The sequence below is a fragment of the Microcoleus sp. AT3-A2 genome, assembly GCF_036705685.1.
In the GTDB taxonomy this organism is placed as follows: Bacteria; Cyanobacteriota; Cyanobacteriia; order Cyanobacteriales; family Microcoleaceae; genus Microcoleus.
Genome location: NZ_JAUBVF010000092.1, coordinates 1 through 16,143 on the forward strand (window position 1 = coordinate 1; position 16,143 = coordinate 16,143).

The following is a 16,143-nucleotide window of genomic DNA, read 5'->3' on the forward strand; positions in this document are numbered from 1 at the left end:
TTAGCAGGCATTCACTTTTTCTGAATATCATTATGTTATATTATACCAATATGCGTTTTAAATGCACAACAGCTTATAGGGGCTCCAAAAGGTCATCTCCCCGTTTATGATAATGGTACGAAGATTTTTAATTCATATATGCTATATGTTTGGCAGCGACTAAAAGACTGTGGTATATAGAGTGCAATTAAGGCAAATAATCTCGAATCAAACAATAGCGATCGCCCTTAAGCAGTAACTACTGATACTCTACTACAGCCGCGATAGCCCTGACAATTTCCTCCATATCAGTAGTCGAAAGTTCTCCTATTTTACGAATGAATCTTTGTACATCCATACCTCGCAATTGCAACACATCTACTGCCGAAACTTTCGTTAAACCATTAGCAAGATCTGGCTCAATCTTAACGTGCCAGATATTACCAGCATAATATTCTTTCCAATCTGTGATAGGTGCAGCCAATTTCACTGGTAACTTACCAACATTATCAGAACTTACCACTACAGCCGGACGAATTTTTTTGATTTCGGCTCCCACTGTTGGGTCAAAATTAGCCAACCAAATATCACCCCGTTTAGGAGAAGGAGAGTTAGTAGTCAATTAAATCTCCTGCTTCTAATTCTTGCCATTCTCTATCTTCCTGGTAATGTTGCAACATTGCCTCAGCTTGTCTTTCTAAAATCCTTCCCCTCTCTTCCAGCGGTAATTTCATAAATTCTCGGCGACTGGGATAGCTGGCTAGTGTTGGTATTTCTAAATCTATATCCGTCGGCTGCTTTTGAATCTTACGCTGAGAATTCAATGCTTCTATTCGAGATCCTTCTGCTTCCTCCGCTGCAATGTCAGCATCAATTTCCTCTCGGTTAGCATGGTAATAAGTCAAAGCTGCATAAACTTGGGTGAGACTTAAATGCCCGATGCGATCGGCAATTTCTTCTGCACTCAAACTTTGCTTGTAGCAAATAGCAATGCGCCGGACTGTAACACCAGTCCCGGCAATAATTGGACAGCCACCATGTATGTCAGGCTGACGGCTAATTAAAGTTCCTATATCCGTGATAGTTGACAAGATTTTTTCCCCGCCAATGTCTGATGGTTCTCTTATCTAGGATAGCACTGTCAAATGTAGTTAGCAGACGGCGGGAAGTTTTAGGCAGAGGGAATTCTTCTAAATAAAGTTCCGTTGCTTCTTTGAGATTAGCGATCGCCTCTTCGATCGTCTCTCCTTGGCTAGCCGTTCCCACTTCAGGACACTCGGCTACATAAACATCCTCTTCCCAATAAACAATTGCCGTGAAAGTACAAGACATTTTTTTGCCAAATTCTTCATACTCAATGTAGCATATCCAGCACCGTTTTTCAGTCGCGATCGCCCATCTCATCCCCTGTCGCAAAGAAGTGCGCTCGCCCTCATTAACTTCTTATCTCTTGATACAAACCGTCTGAAGATTCTGCTATTTTCGGCAGACTACCATCCTTAATAGCTTTCATCAAATCTTCGCGCAACGCTTCTAAAAAATAGCGATCGTTGCCGATATCGGATGCTTCATCCTCATCCAATTCTTCATCCTTCAAACGTTCTCGGTATGCCTCGATCCGAAACTCAAGAGCTTCGATAATAAATTGTACATCCTTAAAAGATAGAATCATCTGAAATCTCTTTTTAATCTTTACGCTTACTTGCCACTATGCTAACCTACTTTGTTTCAAAGCTGCCAAAGCTGGAAATCTTTAACTCACTTTGTAAAAAGATGCACTTATCAGTCGAAGAGACTCCTTGTACTCCTCTATCGGCATAGTATAACTCGGTTTCCACAACCAATGATCGTTGTGGTCATTAACTAAATCAAGCGAGGCAGGAATTTCACTCTCCGCATCTAACTTCCACCAGTTTTTGTCGCTTCTTTGAGTAGCAAATGTCGAAATCCCACCTCCTAAAGTAGGATCTACCCAGATGCGACCATTTTCTTCATAAGTAGCAACATCTTTGTTCGGTCGGACATTATCCATTCTAGGTGAATTAGCGTTGCCTTGCCGATATAGGGCGATCGGTGTTTCTGCCATGTCTCGATCGAAGATTCCCAGCTATGTAGAATTTATCATCATGACTATACAACCTAATCTGCTGGCTTGTGACGATCGCCAGCCCAACACCACCAATACCTCCAGACTTGCTACTGTAAAGAGAGTTAGATTTAATCAACAAGCAATTATGAGCGGTACTGTTACATCCCCCAACAACCTCAACCAGCAGCGGCCACTCTCCACGGCATCCGCTGACACTTCCACTTCCCTGCTAGGCGACTTCATCCAAGAAACACTCGCCTTAACCAAGCGCCTGTTTATTCAATTGCAGCGCCGCCCCTCGACGCTAGTTGCAGGCATTATTCAGCCGCTGATGTGGTTGGTTTTGTTCGGAGCTCTGTTTGAAAATGCACCCGCCGGCTTGTTCGGCGAAAGCCAGAATTACGGACAATTTCTCGGCGCTGGTGTAATCGTTTTTACAGCCTTTGCCGGGGCGCTGAATGCTGGTTTGCCGATTATGTTCGATCGCGAGTTCGGATTTCTCAACCGCTTGTTAGTCGCGCCGTTGGCTTCCAGATTTTCGATCGTCCTCGCTTCGGCTATTTTTATCGTCACTCTCAGCTTTATCCAAACCGGCACAATCGTTACAGCGGGAGCGTTTTTGGGCGCCGGATTCCCCGGAATTGCCGGACTGGCGGCGATCGCCCTGATCGTCCTACTATTAGTTTTGGGCGTCACCGGCTTGAGTCTGGGTTTAGCCTTCGCTCTTCCCGGCCACGTAGAATTAATTGCGGTCATTTTTGTTACTAACTTGCCGCTGTTATTTGCCAGCACAGCCCTCGCGCCGCTGTCATTTATGCCAGAGTGGCTGCAAGTTGTAGTGACTCTCAATCCTCTGAGTTATGCGATCGAACCCATCCGCTACCTGTACCTGCACAGCGATTGGTCGTTAGCCAGTGTCGTGATGCAGGCTCCTTGGGGTAATGTTACCTTTGGAGGAGCGCTGTTAGTATTGCTAGCCTTTGATGTCGTAGCGCTGCTGAGCATTCAACCGCTGCTGCGACGCAGGTTTGCTTAGTTAGGGCGATCGTTTTACCTGCACCGTCAATTCTAGGATGCCTTTCGTCCTGTCAACTTAAGCTAAAACCGATAGTCAGTCAGGGGTTGAAACAAGACTCTCAAAGCCAAAGTCTTCTTGGATAGGACTAATGACTTCTTCAGTCCTCTTTCAGAGGACTTTCGCTATGAGACAGGGAATTCATTCCCTGGCGGACTACCGGGTAAGCGAGAGGACTGCGGGACTAAAAGCTTAAGTTGACACCAATCGGCATGGCCGTATCCTTAGCCCCAGGGAAGTAATATAATATTTAGTCACAAGTCAGAATATTGTTTAGATAGAATTGTTTTTTTGAAGATTCAACTAATAAATGATGAACACCAAAACTTCCAAATCCGGCAAATTAATGATAGGGATTGCTGCAAGCGCGATCGCATCCTGTGCTCTGTTATCGCCTCAAGCAAGCTTCGCTCAAGCCAGCGGTTTAACTAATGCCCAACCGCTGCAAGACTTTCAAACTCAAGACAATACCGACCCCTTTTCCGGCCGCAGCAGCGGCAGCGGAATATTTGATTTAATTCACCGATCCAAATTGGGCGGTGGCCGCAGCATGGAAGAATTTACTACCGAACAGCGCCAAAATTTGAACGATGCGGCCGCAGAATTTCGGAACAAACAGCGCCTACTACTGGAAAAGCAAGCAGTACCTACACCAGGGGCGATCGCACCAGCAGAAATTACCGCCCCCGTCCCTTAAATTTACCACTGCTGTTGGTTTATTTCATAGTCCGCGTGGGCGAAGCCAGCGCTTAGGCGGACTTCGTTTGTCTAGCAGCAATTTCAAGATCCGAATCTTATCTAAAAACCATCGCCCTTAACCCCGTTCTAACCACGCCCGCATTTTACCCGGATTAAGCAAACCGTAAGGATCGACCAACTCTTTAAACTGCAACTGTTCCACATTAATACTTTTCATCCCTCCATCTTCCAATATATAAGTGTGAGGATTAGCAATCATTGCGCCTTGCTCTTCGTGATAGCGAATAATTTCATTGAGCCGTGATTCCGTAGTGTAGCGAACTATTTGCAAAGCTGCGGCGATCGCCCTGCCATTCATCCGCAAAAACTCCAAGTGCATCATCACCTCATCCCCATAATAATTGTACAGTTCTTCAATCAATTTCAAACCTTTATCTGCGGGAAAAAGCGTCTGCAAATAAGTCAGAGAAGGGTCAGCGCTGCGAGCGTGTAGAGTTGTATGATTCCAAGTAAATTCAGCAATTGCTGCACCTTTGCTCGCTGCTTGCGCGTTTTTTTGATAGCAAATTGTGCCGCCATATTCGCGCACCAAATCTTGCAGCGGTTCCAGACAAGATTCAGCTACCATTAACAAAGCGCAGTGCTTACCTTCAGGAATTGCATCGCGGAAAGCAGCAAAATAAGCAGGAATCGGCCAAGCACAAACACAAATTAGTTTTTTGATAATTCCGTCAGCATCACCCAAAGCTTGACCGAAGTTTGCCGATGTCATAAAATCGTCAAAAGCGACAATGATTTCCGCCCAAGGATAAGCAGGGGCGAGGGGAATTTCTAACTCAGTAATAATCCCATTTGTGCCGTAAGCATGATTGACTTTTTGCACTTCATCGCCGCGCAATTCGATGACGCGGGGTTCGTCTTCCATTGTAACGACTCGAACGGCATGAAGATTTCCCCGATCGCGCAATTGCCCGTAAGTTATCGAACCAATTCCCCCGCTACCGCCGCCGATAAATCCTCCAATCGTTGCGGTGCGATAGGTTGAGGGAACCATCCGCAATTCCCAACCAGTTTCTCGCGCTTGTTTGTCGAAAACCGACATTTTCACCCCCGGTTCTACGCAAGCTAAACCCGGTTTTATCCAGCGGATACTGTGCATTTTTGTGGTATCTAAAATGACGCCGCCCTTGAGGGGAACGCACTGCCCGTAATTGCCCGTTCCTGCACCTCTAACAGTTAGCGGAATTTTGGATTTGACGCAGGCCGCCGCAATCCGCAAAACTTCGGCTTCGCTGGCGGGACGAACTACTAAATCTCCTGTTTTATCACTTAAAAGAGGTTGCAAAACTGGACTGAAGTGATAATAGTCTTGAGATAGCTTGACAACTTGCGCGCGATCGCTAATTATTTCGATTCCCGATAGTTCCGAAGAAAAAGCATCCCAGTCAATACTTTGAATCGCAGTTGCAGTCATTTTGTTTACTCCATGCTGGCAGTATTATATATTTTTTTTAGCAGAACTTAGTAAAATAAAATACTAACAGCAATGTTTCTTTAAGCAGTAAGGTGCTTATTCGCACACCCTACATATAGAAGTTCTGCTTCCAGGGCTGCTTTTTTAATTAACAAATCCCCCAAACACCGCCATACCGTAGTATTTCCAAGGAACTGCAACAGTCTCAAATCCAGCTTTTACCAGCATTTCCAACTGTGCCGAAAGTGTAGCTAGGCGATCGGGATTAGAATACCCGTAAGAGACACTCGTCCCCACATTTGCCCGAATTTCGGCTAAGGTTTCCCCCTGATTTAGCGCCCAATCTTCTCGCGCCGCTTGATAAATATCTTTCATTGCTGCTGATTCTGCTAAAAGAGGGTCGGCATTCCAAAAACAGCCACCAGCATTTAAACTTTCGCGAATGCGCTCAAACAATTTCAACTTCATGTCATCCTCAAGATGGTGAATTGCCAGAGATGAAATGCAAGCAGTGAATTTATCGCCCAAGCCTGAGAAATTGGGATTGTTCGCCCATTCTCCAAAATCCATTTCTATTCCAGTCCACCGGGCTGCGTATCCTGCCGACTCTATTTTGGCGCGGGAAAAATTAAGCATTCGTGGCGAGTAATCGACAGCCACTATTTCCGCAGACGGGTAGCGTTTGAGAACTTTTAAAGTGAGTTCCCCCGTACCGCAGCCGAGTTCTAAAATGCGGTGGTTTGTGTTAGCAATGCAGCCTGCTACTACATCCAGCATTTCGTCATATTTAGGTAAAAGTCGCCGAATGCCCGTATCAAAATCAGCAGTATTGACGAAAACTTCTCCCGGAAAAATTTCCTTGTTAGTAGGTGAGGCAGTAGAGTCAGAATTCACGATCGCCAACCATAGACTACAATTGCTATCCTAACCGAGATAAAGCAAAAATTGCGTGAATTAGGGACACGGCACTGCCCTGTCCTTAACCGATCATCTGTACTTCACTCAACAGAAAATCACTATAAAGTTATGCGTATTCTTACGGATAAGGGAAACACTCGCGGTAAACAATAATTAACCCTCCGTTGCACCCAGAGAGTATTGGTTTACCCCGGACGCCAGCAAAACAGTCTGAACAAGCAGTGTTATGTTAGTAGTGCATAAATTGAAATAAAGATTAAAGCTCAGACTTGAGGATACCATGCGCCAGTTGATTTCTCGCAGTCGGGCTGCCATCAGCCAATTAATTTATAAGCGAATTCTGCTTGCGCTGACAATTTTATTTTGTGTAGGTGTAGGAGTAGCGATGGCAAATATGTATCGTCTTTCCTCCACCCTAATCGAATCGCAAGCCCTCCAAAATGCCACCCTCTATGCCCAAGCTATTAAAGAAGCCCGCACGCTTTACAGTTCCGATGTTGTCAATCCTCTAAACACCGCTAAAGCGATTAACTTTACTCACGACTACAACCCGACAAAAGTAACAATTCCGGTACCGGCTACTTTCTTAATAGAACTAGGTCAAAATATCACCAAGAAAAATCCCGAAGTATCAGTTCGTCTCTACAGCGACTACCCGTTTCCCTGGCGACAAGAAGAAGGCGGAGTCCGAGACGATTTTGAACGGCAAGCTATTACGTATTTGACGCAAAATCCGACACAAAATTTTTTCCGAGTTGATAATTTTCGCGGCAAGCCAGCCTTTCGATATGCCGAGGCAGATATTCTAAGTTCTAGCTGCGTCAACTGTCACAATACTCACCGCGACAGTCCTAAGAATGATTGGCAAGTGGGAGATGTGCGGGGGATATTAGAAATTACTCAACCTCTCGATACCATCACTCAAAAAACTCAAAGTGAACTTAAAAACCTGTTTTTACTGTTAGTAGGACTTTCAGTTTTAGGGGTAACAGGATTAACTTTAGCTATCAGCAGGTTGCGCCAAAATGCTAAACAATTAGAACAGCGCGTCAGGGAACGCACGGCACAATTGCAAGAAACTAATGTAGAATTGGTAAAAGAACAGGAAAAGAGCGATCGCCTGCTGCTCAATATTTTACCCGAATCCATTGCTGCTAGGTTAAAAGACGGCCAAAGCTGTATTGCTGACCGCTTCGCAGAAGTCACGATTTTGTTTGCGGATATCGTAGGCTTTACCGTGCTTTCAGCAAAAAGATCTCCCGAAGAATTGATCGAGTTTCTCAACGAAATTTTTTCAGCCTTCGATTGTCTGACCGAAAAGTACGGCTTGGAAAAAATCAAAACAATTGGAGATGCTTACATGGTAGTGGGAGGCTTGCCAAAGCCTAGCACCAACCACGCCGAAAGCATTGCGGAAATGGCTTTAGATATGCAGGACGAATTAGCAAAATTTAATGCCAAACATCATGCAGGAATTAACATTCGCATCGGCATCAATACCGGGCCTGCAATTGCGGGAGTTATTGGCACTAAAAAATTTATTTACGACCTCTGGGGCGATGCCGTTAATACAGCAGCCCGCATGGAATCCCACGGGATTGCCGGCGCGATTCAAGTCACACAATCAACTTACGATATCTTGCAAAATAAGTATTTGTTTGAAGACAGAGGAATTATCCACGTCAAAGGCAAGGGCGATATGAATACTTATCTGCTTGCAGGCAGGTTAGTCAGCGCAGTTCTGGTTTAATTTGTTTATTATATTACTAAGGGATCTGCTAGTTAGTCCGAAGTCATCAGTAATTCGTTATTAGTCGTCAGCCAAGAACTAACAGTTAATGGCTGCTGGCTGTTGACTACTGACAATTACAGGAATTACACAGGAGATTTGAGAACCCGGTTTCTGCGCGGTTGCTTCGTTGACACACCCAAAATTGATTACCAGAAACCCGGTTTTTTTTCCTATGTCCTACATTAGCCATTTGCAAAATAGTAAATTTTATGCGATCGCGGATTTTATCATTCTTGAAATTTTTCCAATCTCGCTTGTCTAGGCAAATAGCTTTGTGGGTATTTGCTAGCATTCTTGTCATAGAGGGAATTATTTTAGTTCCCTCTTATTTTCGGCGAGAAAATGAACTTTTAAGCCAACTGGAACAGGTATCTCGGGCGACCGTTGATTCCCTAGAGTTTTTGCTCCAACAAGATATTTCCGATCGCACTTTCTTGCAAGAAGAAGTAAAAAATATTACTAAGGATTCTCAAGTAGTCTTAGGACTATCTATTTACCAAGCTAACGGTGAACTAATATATACACTTGGCGAACCCCCAGAAATCAGTTTAGAGCAACTAAAAGAATCTCGTATAGTTCACAGTCACAATTTCGATGGCAAGCGCTACGATATTGCTTGGACGGAGCGACATTTGGGAGGCGATTACATCTTAATTGTTCGCCACGACGCTTCCACCGTCCAGCCGGAACTCTACGCATTTATCGGGCGGATTGCGGTTCTAGTCATCATTATATCAGCCTTTGTCACTTCTGTGACTATGTTGTTTTTAGGGCTGACAGTAATTGCACCTCTCTTGAGATTGCGCGATGACTTGATATCTGCCGGAGACGCTTTGAGCAAAGATCGAGATCAACCTGATTTCTACTCTCTGTCTGTCAAACGCGATGACGAGTTGGGAGAACTAATGGTCGCATTTAATCAAATGTTTCACCGAGTTTACAAGGAAATTGCACAGCGGAAACAAGCTGAGGAAGTATTGCGCGCTGAACAAGAAAAGTCGGAACGTTTATTACTAAATATCTTACCTGTAATGATTGCCGATCGCCTAAAACAAGGCCATATAAATATTGCGGACGGATTTGCTGAGGTTACGGTTTTATTTGCTGATATTGTGGGCTTTACCGAAATATCTTCGCGCACCTCTCCTGAAGAATTAGTAGAATTACTTAACAAAATATTTTCAGCTTTCGATCGCTTAAGCGAACAATACGGCTTAGAAAAAATTAAGACGATCGGTGACAATTATATGGTAGCAGGCGGTTTGCCACTTCCTTGTACAAATCACGCCGAATCTATTGCCGAAATGGCCCTGGAAATGCAGCAAGAAATTATGAAATTCCGCGACGAATGCGGTAAACCTCTCAATATCCGCATTGGCATTAATACTGGGCCTGTTGTAGCAGGTGTCATCGGCACTAAAAAGTTTATTTACGATTTGTGGGGAGATGCTGTGAATACAGCAAGCCGCATGGAATCTCAGGGACTTCCTGGTAAAATTCAAGTTAGTAACTCAACTTATGAGTTGCTGTGCGATAAGTATTTGTTGGAAAAGCGCGGTAAAATTAATGTTAAAGGCAAAGGAGCAATGACGACTTATTTGCTGAAAGGCAGAAAATTGTAACTGACAAATTTAACCTTCGCCGGGGAATACGTGGTATGGGGGCTGACGTTGCAGCGCAGCCGCCCTCGACACCAAAATAGATTTTTTTTAACGAACCGCGAAGACGCTAAGGACACGTTCGGCGAAGCCGTTCCCGTTCCCCGCAGGGGTTCCCGAAGGGTAGGGTAGGAAGAGAAGAGAAGAAAAGAGAAGAGAATATAAAGAGTTGCCAAGTAAGTTAACATTGCTATATTAAAATGCGAGTTGAGATTAGTTACCAGGGTAAAAATGACGACGAATAAGGAACAGAATTCTTCTACTTCACCGATTTGGCAGCCCTTCACACAAATGAAAACGGCTGCCCCGCCACTGAAGGTAATTCGTGGCAAAGGATCGGTGCTGGAATTGGCAGACGGGCGGCAAATTCTTGACTGCATTTCTAGTTGGTGGGTGACTGTTCACGGGCACAGCCATCCGGTTCTGGCGGAGGCTCTTTACGCACAAGCCCAAAAGTTAGAACACGTAATCTTTGCGGGGTTTACTCACGAACCGGCAGAGAAACTTGCGAGTAAATTGCTAACTCATACGCCTGCTTCTTTAACGCGGATTTTCTTTTCTGATAACGGCTCAACTGCTGTTGAAGTTGCTCTGAAAATGGCATTTCAATATTGGCGCAATCTCGGAGAAACTAACCGCACTAGCTTTATTAGTTTTGAGGGAGGTTATCACGGCGATACTGTGGGCGCGATGTCTGCTGGCAGAAGTTCGCTGTGGTGGGAATCTTTTACACCTTTAATGTTTGCTGGGGATGTTGTTCCTTTTCCGGCGACTTTTGACAGCGATGAGGAGGTGGAAAGCAAGGAGGCGGCGAGTTTAGAGAAATTGGAGTTTTTGTTAAAGCAGGGTGGCTATGCGGGAATTTTTATCGAACCTTTGGTGCAAGGTGCCGGGGGAATGCGAATGTGCCGCCCTGAGTTTTTGCAGGCGATCGCACAACTTGCCCGCCAGTTTAATGTATTGTTGATTTACGATGAAGTAATGACGGGTTTTGGTCGCACGGGCGAACTGTTTGCCTCGGTTAAATCTGCAACTTCACCGGATATCCTGTGTTTGTCTAAAGGATTGTCTGGCGGCTGCTTGCCAATTGCTGTCACAATGGCATCGGAGGATATTTATCAAGCTTTCTGGCGAGATGAATCGGACAAAGCTTTTTTTCACGGTCATTCTTTCACCGGGAATCCCTTAGCTTGTGCGGTAAGCGTAGCATCCCTGGAGCTTTTGGAGCAAAACCCAAGTGTGTATCAAGGGATGGAAAAACTACACCGCCAATATCTGAATCAATGGCTGAGAAATCATCCTAAACTCGAACGGATTCGGACTTGCGGCACCATCGCAGCAATGGATGTGAAAACCGAAAGCGTTTCCGGTTATTTTAATGACATTGCTCCTGTATTGAAAGCCAGATTTCTCGAAGCGGGGTTTTTGCTCCGCCCCTTGGGAAATACGCTTTACTTGATGCCTCCCTACTGCATTTCTCCTGATGAACTAGAATCGATTTATCGGGTAATTCGTCAGGTTTTGGATACTCTGTAAACCCTTTAATTTTAGTAATGAATTTACCCAATTGGAACGATTTGGCTGACGACGCGCTGGCGGGCAAATGTCTCTCTCGCGAGCAATCTTTAGCCGTATTGCGCGCACCGGATGAGGTTTTGCTGGAACAACTAAACGCAGCTTATCGGGTGCGCCGCCACTACTGGGGAAACCGAGTCCGGCTGCACTATTTGTTAAATGCTCAAAGTGGCCTTTGTCCTGAAGATTGCCATTATTGTTCTCAGTCAAAAATTTCGACTGCGGAAATTGAGAAATATCCGCTTTTAGCTAAGGAGAAAATTCTGGATGCCGCCCAACGCGCAGCAGAGTTAAAAGCTGGTACGTTTTGTTTGGTGATTTCGGGCCGCCAACCCAGCGCATCTACTTTCGATCGCGTTTTGGATGCTGTCGAGACTGTGAAGGCAAATTATAACCTAAAAATTTGTGCTTGTTTGGGATTGTTGAGCGAGGAGCAAACTCACCGGCTGGCTAAAGCTGGAGTCGATCGCGTAAATCACAATCTCAATACTTCCGAATCATATCACTCAGACATTTGCACGACTCACACTTTTGGCGATCGGGTGGAAACCGTCGAACACGTAAAAGCAGCGGGAATCACAACTTGTTCCGGCGGAATTTTGGGGATGGGCGAATCGGATGATGATGCGATCGATTTAGCGCTTTCGCTTCGCAATTTGGGCGTTACTAGCGTGCCGGTTAACTTTTTCATTCCAATTCCCGGCACGCCATTTGCAGATGTGAACAGGTTAACTCCCCGCCAATGTTTGCGAATTCTCTGTTTGTTCCGATTTTTGCTTCCCAGTCAAGAAATTCGGATTGCTGGGGGACGGGAGGTGCATTTGCGATCACTGCAACCTCTCGGACTCTACCCCGCTAATTCTATCTTTGTTGGCGATTATCTGACAACTCCCGGACAAGCTGCCCACCAAGATTGGGACATGATTCGAGATGCGGGATTTGCGATCGAATCCCCCGAAGGTTCTCTCTTAGAAGCTGATTCAGCAGTTACAAAATCCGAACAAAAAACCCTGGTTGTGTAACTCTTATACCAGTTTTCAATCGCATGAAATAGAGTAGGACACGGGCGTGCCCAAAGCGTGTCAACTTAACGTCAAACTTAGTACCATCCTGCTGTTTGACTATTAGGGTTCGATCCCCCCTAGCCCCCCTTAAGAAGGGGGGGACAAGAGTTTGATCAAAGTCAACCCCTACTCCCCTTCTTAAGGGGGATTTAGGGGGATCTAGACTCTGGTAAAACCGATATTTATCAAGGGTTTTAGCCTTAAGTTCACACCAATGGGCTTTTGGAGTGTCCCTACGGTAGACATTCTTCAATCTAAAATCTAAAATCTAAAATCTAAAATAATACAAGAGGGGGAAATTGTGGACAAACGCGAAGAAATTACGATCGCCGAATACCAGCTAACTGCCGAATCTTTCCGAGAAGGAACTTGGCATCACGACGTATCTCAAAATCGATCCGCACTGACGGCTGCTATGCCCCGCAATCCCGGTAAAATTCTCGATATAGGATGCGGGCCGGGACGAGATTTAGTAGCGTTCAAGAGCCAAGGACACACAGTTGTAGGCTTAGATGCAACTCCGGCTTTTGTAGAAATAGCAAAAGAGTTGTCAGGATGCGAAGTTTGGCAACAATCTTTTCTGAATCTCGACTTGCCAGAATCAGAATTTGACGGTATTTTTGCCAATGCTTCCCTGATTCACGTTCCCAGCGACGAGATGGTGAAAGTGCTGCAAGATTTGCACAAAGCCTTAGTTGTTAGCGGTGCAATTGTCATGTCAATGTGCCGGGGAAATTGGGAAGGATACGACGAGCGACCAACGGGAAAACGCTATACTGCCGGATGGGAATATCATACTTTAGCGCCTTGTTTAGAACAAGCGGGATTTGCAATTGTCAATCACTACTATCGCCCCCCCGGCTTACCGCGCGAAGCTCAATCTTGGGTAGTAATAGTGGGCAAAAAACTCTAACGTAAATGGGAAATAGGCAATCGGTAATTGCCAATCATTCCCCTCTCTTCCTCTGCGCCCTCTGCGCCCTCTGCGGTAAAAAAAAACTAATTCAAAAAATTACAGAGGATTGTTGTATACTGTTCCACAGTCAAAACAACAAATTTCTGCACAACTTAAAACACAATTAATATGACAGAGAAATCCCACATTTTTTTAGCGGGTGCTAGCCGAGGCGTAGGCCTAGAAATCGCGAAGTTGTTGGTAGAACAAAAGATGCAAGTAACAGCACTTTTGCGATCGCCCGCAACCAGCACCGAAGTAGAAGCAATGGGCATCAAAGTCGTGACTGGCGATGCTTTGGATGCAGCAGCTATGGAAGCTGCGATGGCTGGCGGTGAGCCAATTCACGCCGTAATCAGCACAATTGGTGGCTTGCCCAAAGATGGAGAAAGAGCAGATTATTTGGGAAACAAAAACTTGATTGATGCGGCTGTCAAAGCAGGCGTGCAAAAATTTATTTTAGTTTCATCCATCGGTAGCGGTAAAAGTGCCGCTGCTTTGCAACCGCAGGTTTTGGAAACTTTGGGCCCGGTCTTAATTGAAAAGGAAAAAGCCGAAAATCATTTGATAGCAAGCGGGATGATTTATACAGTGATTCGTCCGGGCGGACTCAAATCGGAACCTGCAACAGGCAACGGTATTTTAACAGAAGATTGTCTAGTTGCTGGAACTATTCACCGGGCGGATGTAGCGCAGCTAGTTTGTCAGTGTTTAGTTTCTGATGCTGCTAACAATAAAGTTTTGTCGGCGGTAGACAGGCAAATGCTTTACGGCAATCCCGAATTTGACGTATTAACTTTTAGTTAAATATCCAAACCTCAAAAAACACAAAAACCTGTAGGGGCGGTTTAAGCGAACAATACAAAACTTCCGCCCTTTGCAGATTTTTGTACAAAACCCGCCCAGACTTAAGAATCGAAAGGCTTAATCCACGATCGCCCGATCGCCCAATCCAAAACCAAACCCGCGATCGCAAACAATACCACACTCTCGACACCGCGAACCGCAAACGGCAATAACTCCTGTAGGGCGGGCATCTTCCCGGATTCAAAAAACAATCCAGCATCCAGTTGTCCAAAAGCCCGCACCAACCCAAAAGCCAACACCGCACCAGATTTAAGCTGCGGGTTAACATCTCGGCGAATCGCATAGCGGTAAGTCACGCCGAACAAAAAACCGCCCAAAAGTGCGATCGCCCCCCTGAAGGCAAAATTTAGGTCAATTTCCCTTACCTGCAAACTCGCCAGAGAATCCAACCTATCCGCTAGAATTAAGCTATTAACAAGGGCGATCGCCCCAAAAGCCAGCAAACAAGACAAAGCAGCAACACTCCCTGCTTTCAAAGATTCTACCCGTTCAGCAGCACTAAAATTTGACGAGTCCTTCACTGTACCCTCATTTCAAAAATGGCTCAAATTGACTTATCATAAGGTTTGGAGTCACTTTGTACAGTTTGTTCAATAAATAGCTATGGATATTTTGTCACTCGGTTGGGTTTCGGTGCTAGTTCTGTTCTCCTTCTCAATTTCAATGGTCATTTGGGGACGCAACGGTTTCTAGATTCCAGAATAGCTTGCGGGGCAAGCTTTTTAACTGCCCCGCATTTTTCAATAGTCCGGACAGTTTTCAATCACTAACGGCAGAATGCGGGTTTCAGCCTTCTCAGTGAGGTCAAATGCTAACGGTAGAATTAGGGTTTCAGCCTCGGTCTCAAAAACTGTCCGGAGTATTGATTTTTGGGAAATCCTATTTAACCAAATCAAAATAACAGGAGTTGTAAACATGACAGCCAAAAAAATATTAATGCTAGTCGGCGACTTTGTAGAAGACTACGAAGTAATGGTACCTTTCCAAGCACTGCAAATGGTAGGTCACACCGTCCACGCCATCTGCCCGGAAAAAGCCGCAGGCCAAACAATTCGCACCGCTATTCACGACTTTGAAGGCGATCAAACATACAGCGAAAAACCCGGTCACAACTTTACTTTAAATGCGACTTTTGACGAAATCAACCCGGCAGACTACGACGCTTTGGTTATCCCCGGAGGACGCGCCCCAGAATACATCCGCCTCAACGAACAAGTGCTGCAAATTACCCGCTACTTTGCCCACAGCAAAAAGCCGATCGCATCTATTTGTCACGGCTTGCAAGTCCTAACCGCCGCCGGCGTACTCGAAGGCAAACGCTGCACCGCATACCCCGCTTGCAGCCCCGACGTACTCCGGGCGGGCGGCAAATATACAGAAGTTCCAGTTACCGAAGCCGTAGTCGATGGCAATTTAATCACCGCCCCCGCGTGGCCAGCACATCCTAACTGGCTGGCTGAATTCCTGAAAGTTTTGGGAACGAAGATCGAACATTTAGATAGTCATTAGTTATTAGTCATTAGTCATTAGTCATTAGTTATTAGTCATTAGTCATTAGTCATTAGTTATTAGTCATTAGTCATTAGTTATTAGTCATTAGTCATTAGTTATTAGTCATTAGTCACATGAAAATTTTCACAGTCAAAGTTAAACCGAATTCCAAACAGCAAAGCATCGCAGAACAACCCGACGGCAGCCTCACAATACATCTCAAGTCGCCGCCAGTCGAGGGTAAAGCCAATCAAGAATTAATCATGCTGTTGGCCAAAAAGTTTAAAGTGCCGAAATCTGCGATCGGCATTAAATCAGGTCTTTCTTCTAAAAATAAACTTGTCGAATTTGCGATCGAACCTTTAACTTAGAAATAAAGGTAATAACAAATCTATCTAAAGAGGGAGTCAGACTCAACTTTAAAATCATATAAGCTGTTCAGCATCTAAAACGCATATTGTATAGTATAATATGAGGATATTTATAAAAAGTCAATGCCTACTAAAA

Annotated in this window: 19 protein-coding genes; 11 read left to right on the forward strand and 8 right to left on the reverse strand. The window is 45.0% G+C overall.

The window, feature by feature from the left end:
* Positions 1-238: 238 nt before the first annotated feature.
* The 5 genes from QUB37_RS27805 to QUB37_RS27825 form a co-directional block, all read right to left on the reverse strand.
* On the reverse strand, positions 239-601 hold the full coding sequence (locus tag QUB37_RS27805) for a type II toxin-antitoxin system PemK/MazF family toxin (protein ID WP_333168314.1): 363 nt from the start codon (positions 599-601) through the stop codon (positions 239-241).
* On the reverse strand, positions 591-1,070 hold the full coding sequence (locus QUB37_RS27810; RefSeq protein WP_333168315.1) for a DUF433 domain-containing protein: 480 nt from the start codon (positions 1,068-1,070) through the stop codon (positions 591-593). Before QUB37_RS27810 ends, QUB37_RS27805 begins: the two co-directional genes overlap by 11 nt.
* Positions 1,036-1,383, reverse strand: a complete 348-nt coding sequence (locus QUB37_RS27815; RefSeq protein ID WP_333168316.1) for a type II toxin-antitoxin system HicB family antitoxin — start codon at positions 1,381-1,383, stop codon at positions 1,036-1,038. Before QUB37_RS27815 ends, QUB37_RS27810 begins: the two co-directional genes overlap by 35 nt.
* A 31-nt stretch (positions 1,384-1,414) precedes the next feature.
* Positions 1,415-1,651, reverse strand: a complete 237-nt coding sequence (locus QUB37_RS27820; RefSeq protein ID WP_333168317.1) for a hypothetical protein — start codon at positions 1,649-1,651, stop codon at positions 1,415-1,417.
* A gap of 81 nt (positions 1,652-1,732) precedes the next feature.
* Entirely contained in the window at positions 1,733-2,065 is a 333-nt protein-coding gene (locus QUB37_RS27825; protein WP_333168319.1) for a Tse2 family ADP-ribosyltransferase toxin, read from the reverse strand.
* Between the two features lie 148 nt (positions 2,066-2,213).
* On the opposite strand from QUB37_RS27825, the gene QUB37_RS27830 reads away from it, so the two are divergent.
* Both QUB37_RS27830 and QUB37_RS27835 read left to right on the forward strand, forming a co-directional pair.
* Entirely contained in the window at positions 2,214-3,104 is an 891-nt protein-coding gene (locus QUB37_RS27830; protein ID WP_333168344.1) for an ABC transporter permease, read from the forward strand.
* 349 nt (positions 3,105-3,453) lie between these two features.
* Positions 3,454-3,840 carry a hypothetical protein gene (locus QUB37_RS27835; RefSeq protein ID WP_333168321.1) on the forward strand — a complete coding sequence of 129 codons (387 nt, stop codon included), beginning with the start codon at positions 3,454-3,456 and terminating at the stop codon, positions 3,838-3,840.
* Between the two features lie 117 nt (positions 3,841-3,957).
* Here QUB37_RS27835 and QUB37_RS27840 read toward each other — a convergent pair whose 3' ends face one another.
* Together QUB37_RS27840 and QUB37_RS27845 are read right to left on the reverse strand one after the other, a co-directional pair.
* Complete coding sequence (locus tag QUB37_RS27840; RefSeq protein WP_333168323.1) at positions 3,958-5,316, reverse strand: FAD-binding oxidoreductase; 1,359 nt, start codon at positions 5,314-5,316, stop codon at positions 3,958-3,960.
* Positions 5,317-5,460: 144 nt separating this feature from the next.
* Positions 5,461-6,210: a class I SAM-dependent methyltransferase gene (locus QUB37_RS27845; RefSeq protein ID WP_333168326.1), complete on the reverse strand. Its 750-nt coding sequence runs from the start codon at positions 6,208-6,210 to the stop codon at positions 5,461-5,463.
* A gap of 304 nt (positions 6,211-6,514) precedes the next feature.
* On the opposite strand from QUB37_RS27845, the gene QUB37_RS27850 reads away from it, so the two are divergent.
* The 6 genes from QUB37_RS27850 to QUB37_RS27875 all read left to right on the forward strand — a co-directional run bounded on the left by QUB37_RS27850 (position 6,515) and on the right by QUB37_RS27875 (position 14,085).
* Positions 6,515-7,984, forward strand: a complete 1,470-nt coding sequence (locus QUB37_RS27850; protein WP_333168328.1) for an adenylate/guanylate cyclase domain-containing protein — start codon at positions 6,515-6,517, stop codon at positions 7,982-7,984.
* Positions 7,985-8,235: 251 nt separating this feature from the next.
* Positions 8,236-9,648, forward strand: a complete 1,413-nt coding sequence (locus tag QUB37_RS27855; protein WP_333168330.1) for an adenylate/guanylate cyclase domain-containing protein — start codon at positions 8,236-8,238, stop codon at positions 9,646-9,648.
* 267 nt (positions 9,649-9,915) lie between these two features.
* Positions 9,916-11,220 carry an adenosylmethionine--8-amino-7-oxononanoate transaminase gene (gene bioA / locus QUB37_RS27860; protein WP_333168332.1) on the forward strand — a complete coding sequence of 435 codons (1,305 nt, stop codon included), beginning with the start codon at positions 9,916-9,918 and terminating at the stop codon, positions 11,218-11,220.
* A gap of 17 nt (positions 11,221-11,237) precedes the next feature.
* Positions 11,238-12,281, forward strand: a complete 1,044-nt coding sequence (gene bioB, locus QUB37_RS27865) for a biotin synthase BioB (protein ID WP_333168335.1) — start codon at positions 11,238-11,240, stop codon at positions 12,279-12,281.
* 343 nt (positions 12,282-12,624) lie between these two features.
* Positions 12,625-13,236, forward strand: a complete 612-nt coding sequence (locus QUB37_RS27870) for a methyltransferase domain-containing protein (RefSeq protein ID WP_333168337.1) — start codon at positions 12,625-12,627, stop codon at positions 13,234-13,236.
* 171 nt (positions 13,237-13,407) lie between these two features.
* Positions 13,408-14,085 (forward strand): SDR family oxidoreductase, encoded by a 678-nt coding sequence (locus QUB37_RS27875; protein WP_333168339.1) that lies wholly within the window; start codon positions 13,408-13,410, stop codon positions 14,083-14,085.
* Positions 14,086-14,186: 101 nt separating this feature from the next.
* On the opposite strand, the gene QUB37_RS27880 is transcribed toward QUB37_RS27875, so the two are convergent.
* Positions 14,187-14,666, reverse strand: coding sequence for a hypothetical protein (locus QUB37_RS27880; RefSeq protein ID WP_333168341.1), 480 nt, complete (start codon positions 14,664-14,666; stop codon positions 14,187-14,189).
* A gap of 82 nt (positions 14,667-14,748) precedes the next feature.
* On the opposite strand from QUB37_RS27880, the gene petN reads away from it, so the two are divergent.
* From petN to QUB37_RS27895, 3 genes are all read left to right on the forward strand, one after another.
* On the forward strand, positions 14,749-14,838 hold the full coding sequence (gene petN / locus QUB37_RS27885) for a cytochrome b6-f complex subunit PetN (RefSeq protein WP_071883976.1): 90 nt from the start codon (positions 14,749-14,751) through the stop codon (positions 14,836-14,838).
* A 222-nt stretch (positions 14,839-15,060) separates the two neighbouring features.
* Positions 15,061-15,654, forward strand: coding sequence for a DJ-1/PfpI family protein (locus tag QUB37_RS27890; RefSeq protein WP_333168342.1), 594 nt, complete (start codon positions 15,061-15,063; stop codon positions 15,652-15,654).
* 116 nt (positions 15,655-15,770) lie between these two features.
* Positions 15,771-16,007 carry a DUF167 domain-containing protein gene (locus QUB37_RS27895; protein WP_333168343.1) on the forward strand — a complete coding sequence of 79 codons (237 nt, stop codon included), beginning with the start codon at positions 15,771-15,773 and terminating at the stop codon, positions 16,005-16,007.
* The last annotated feature ends 136 nt before the right edge of the window (positions 16,008-16,143 follow it).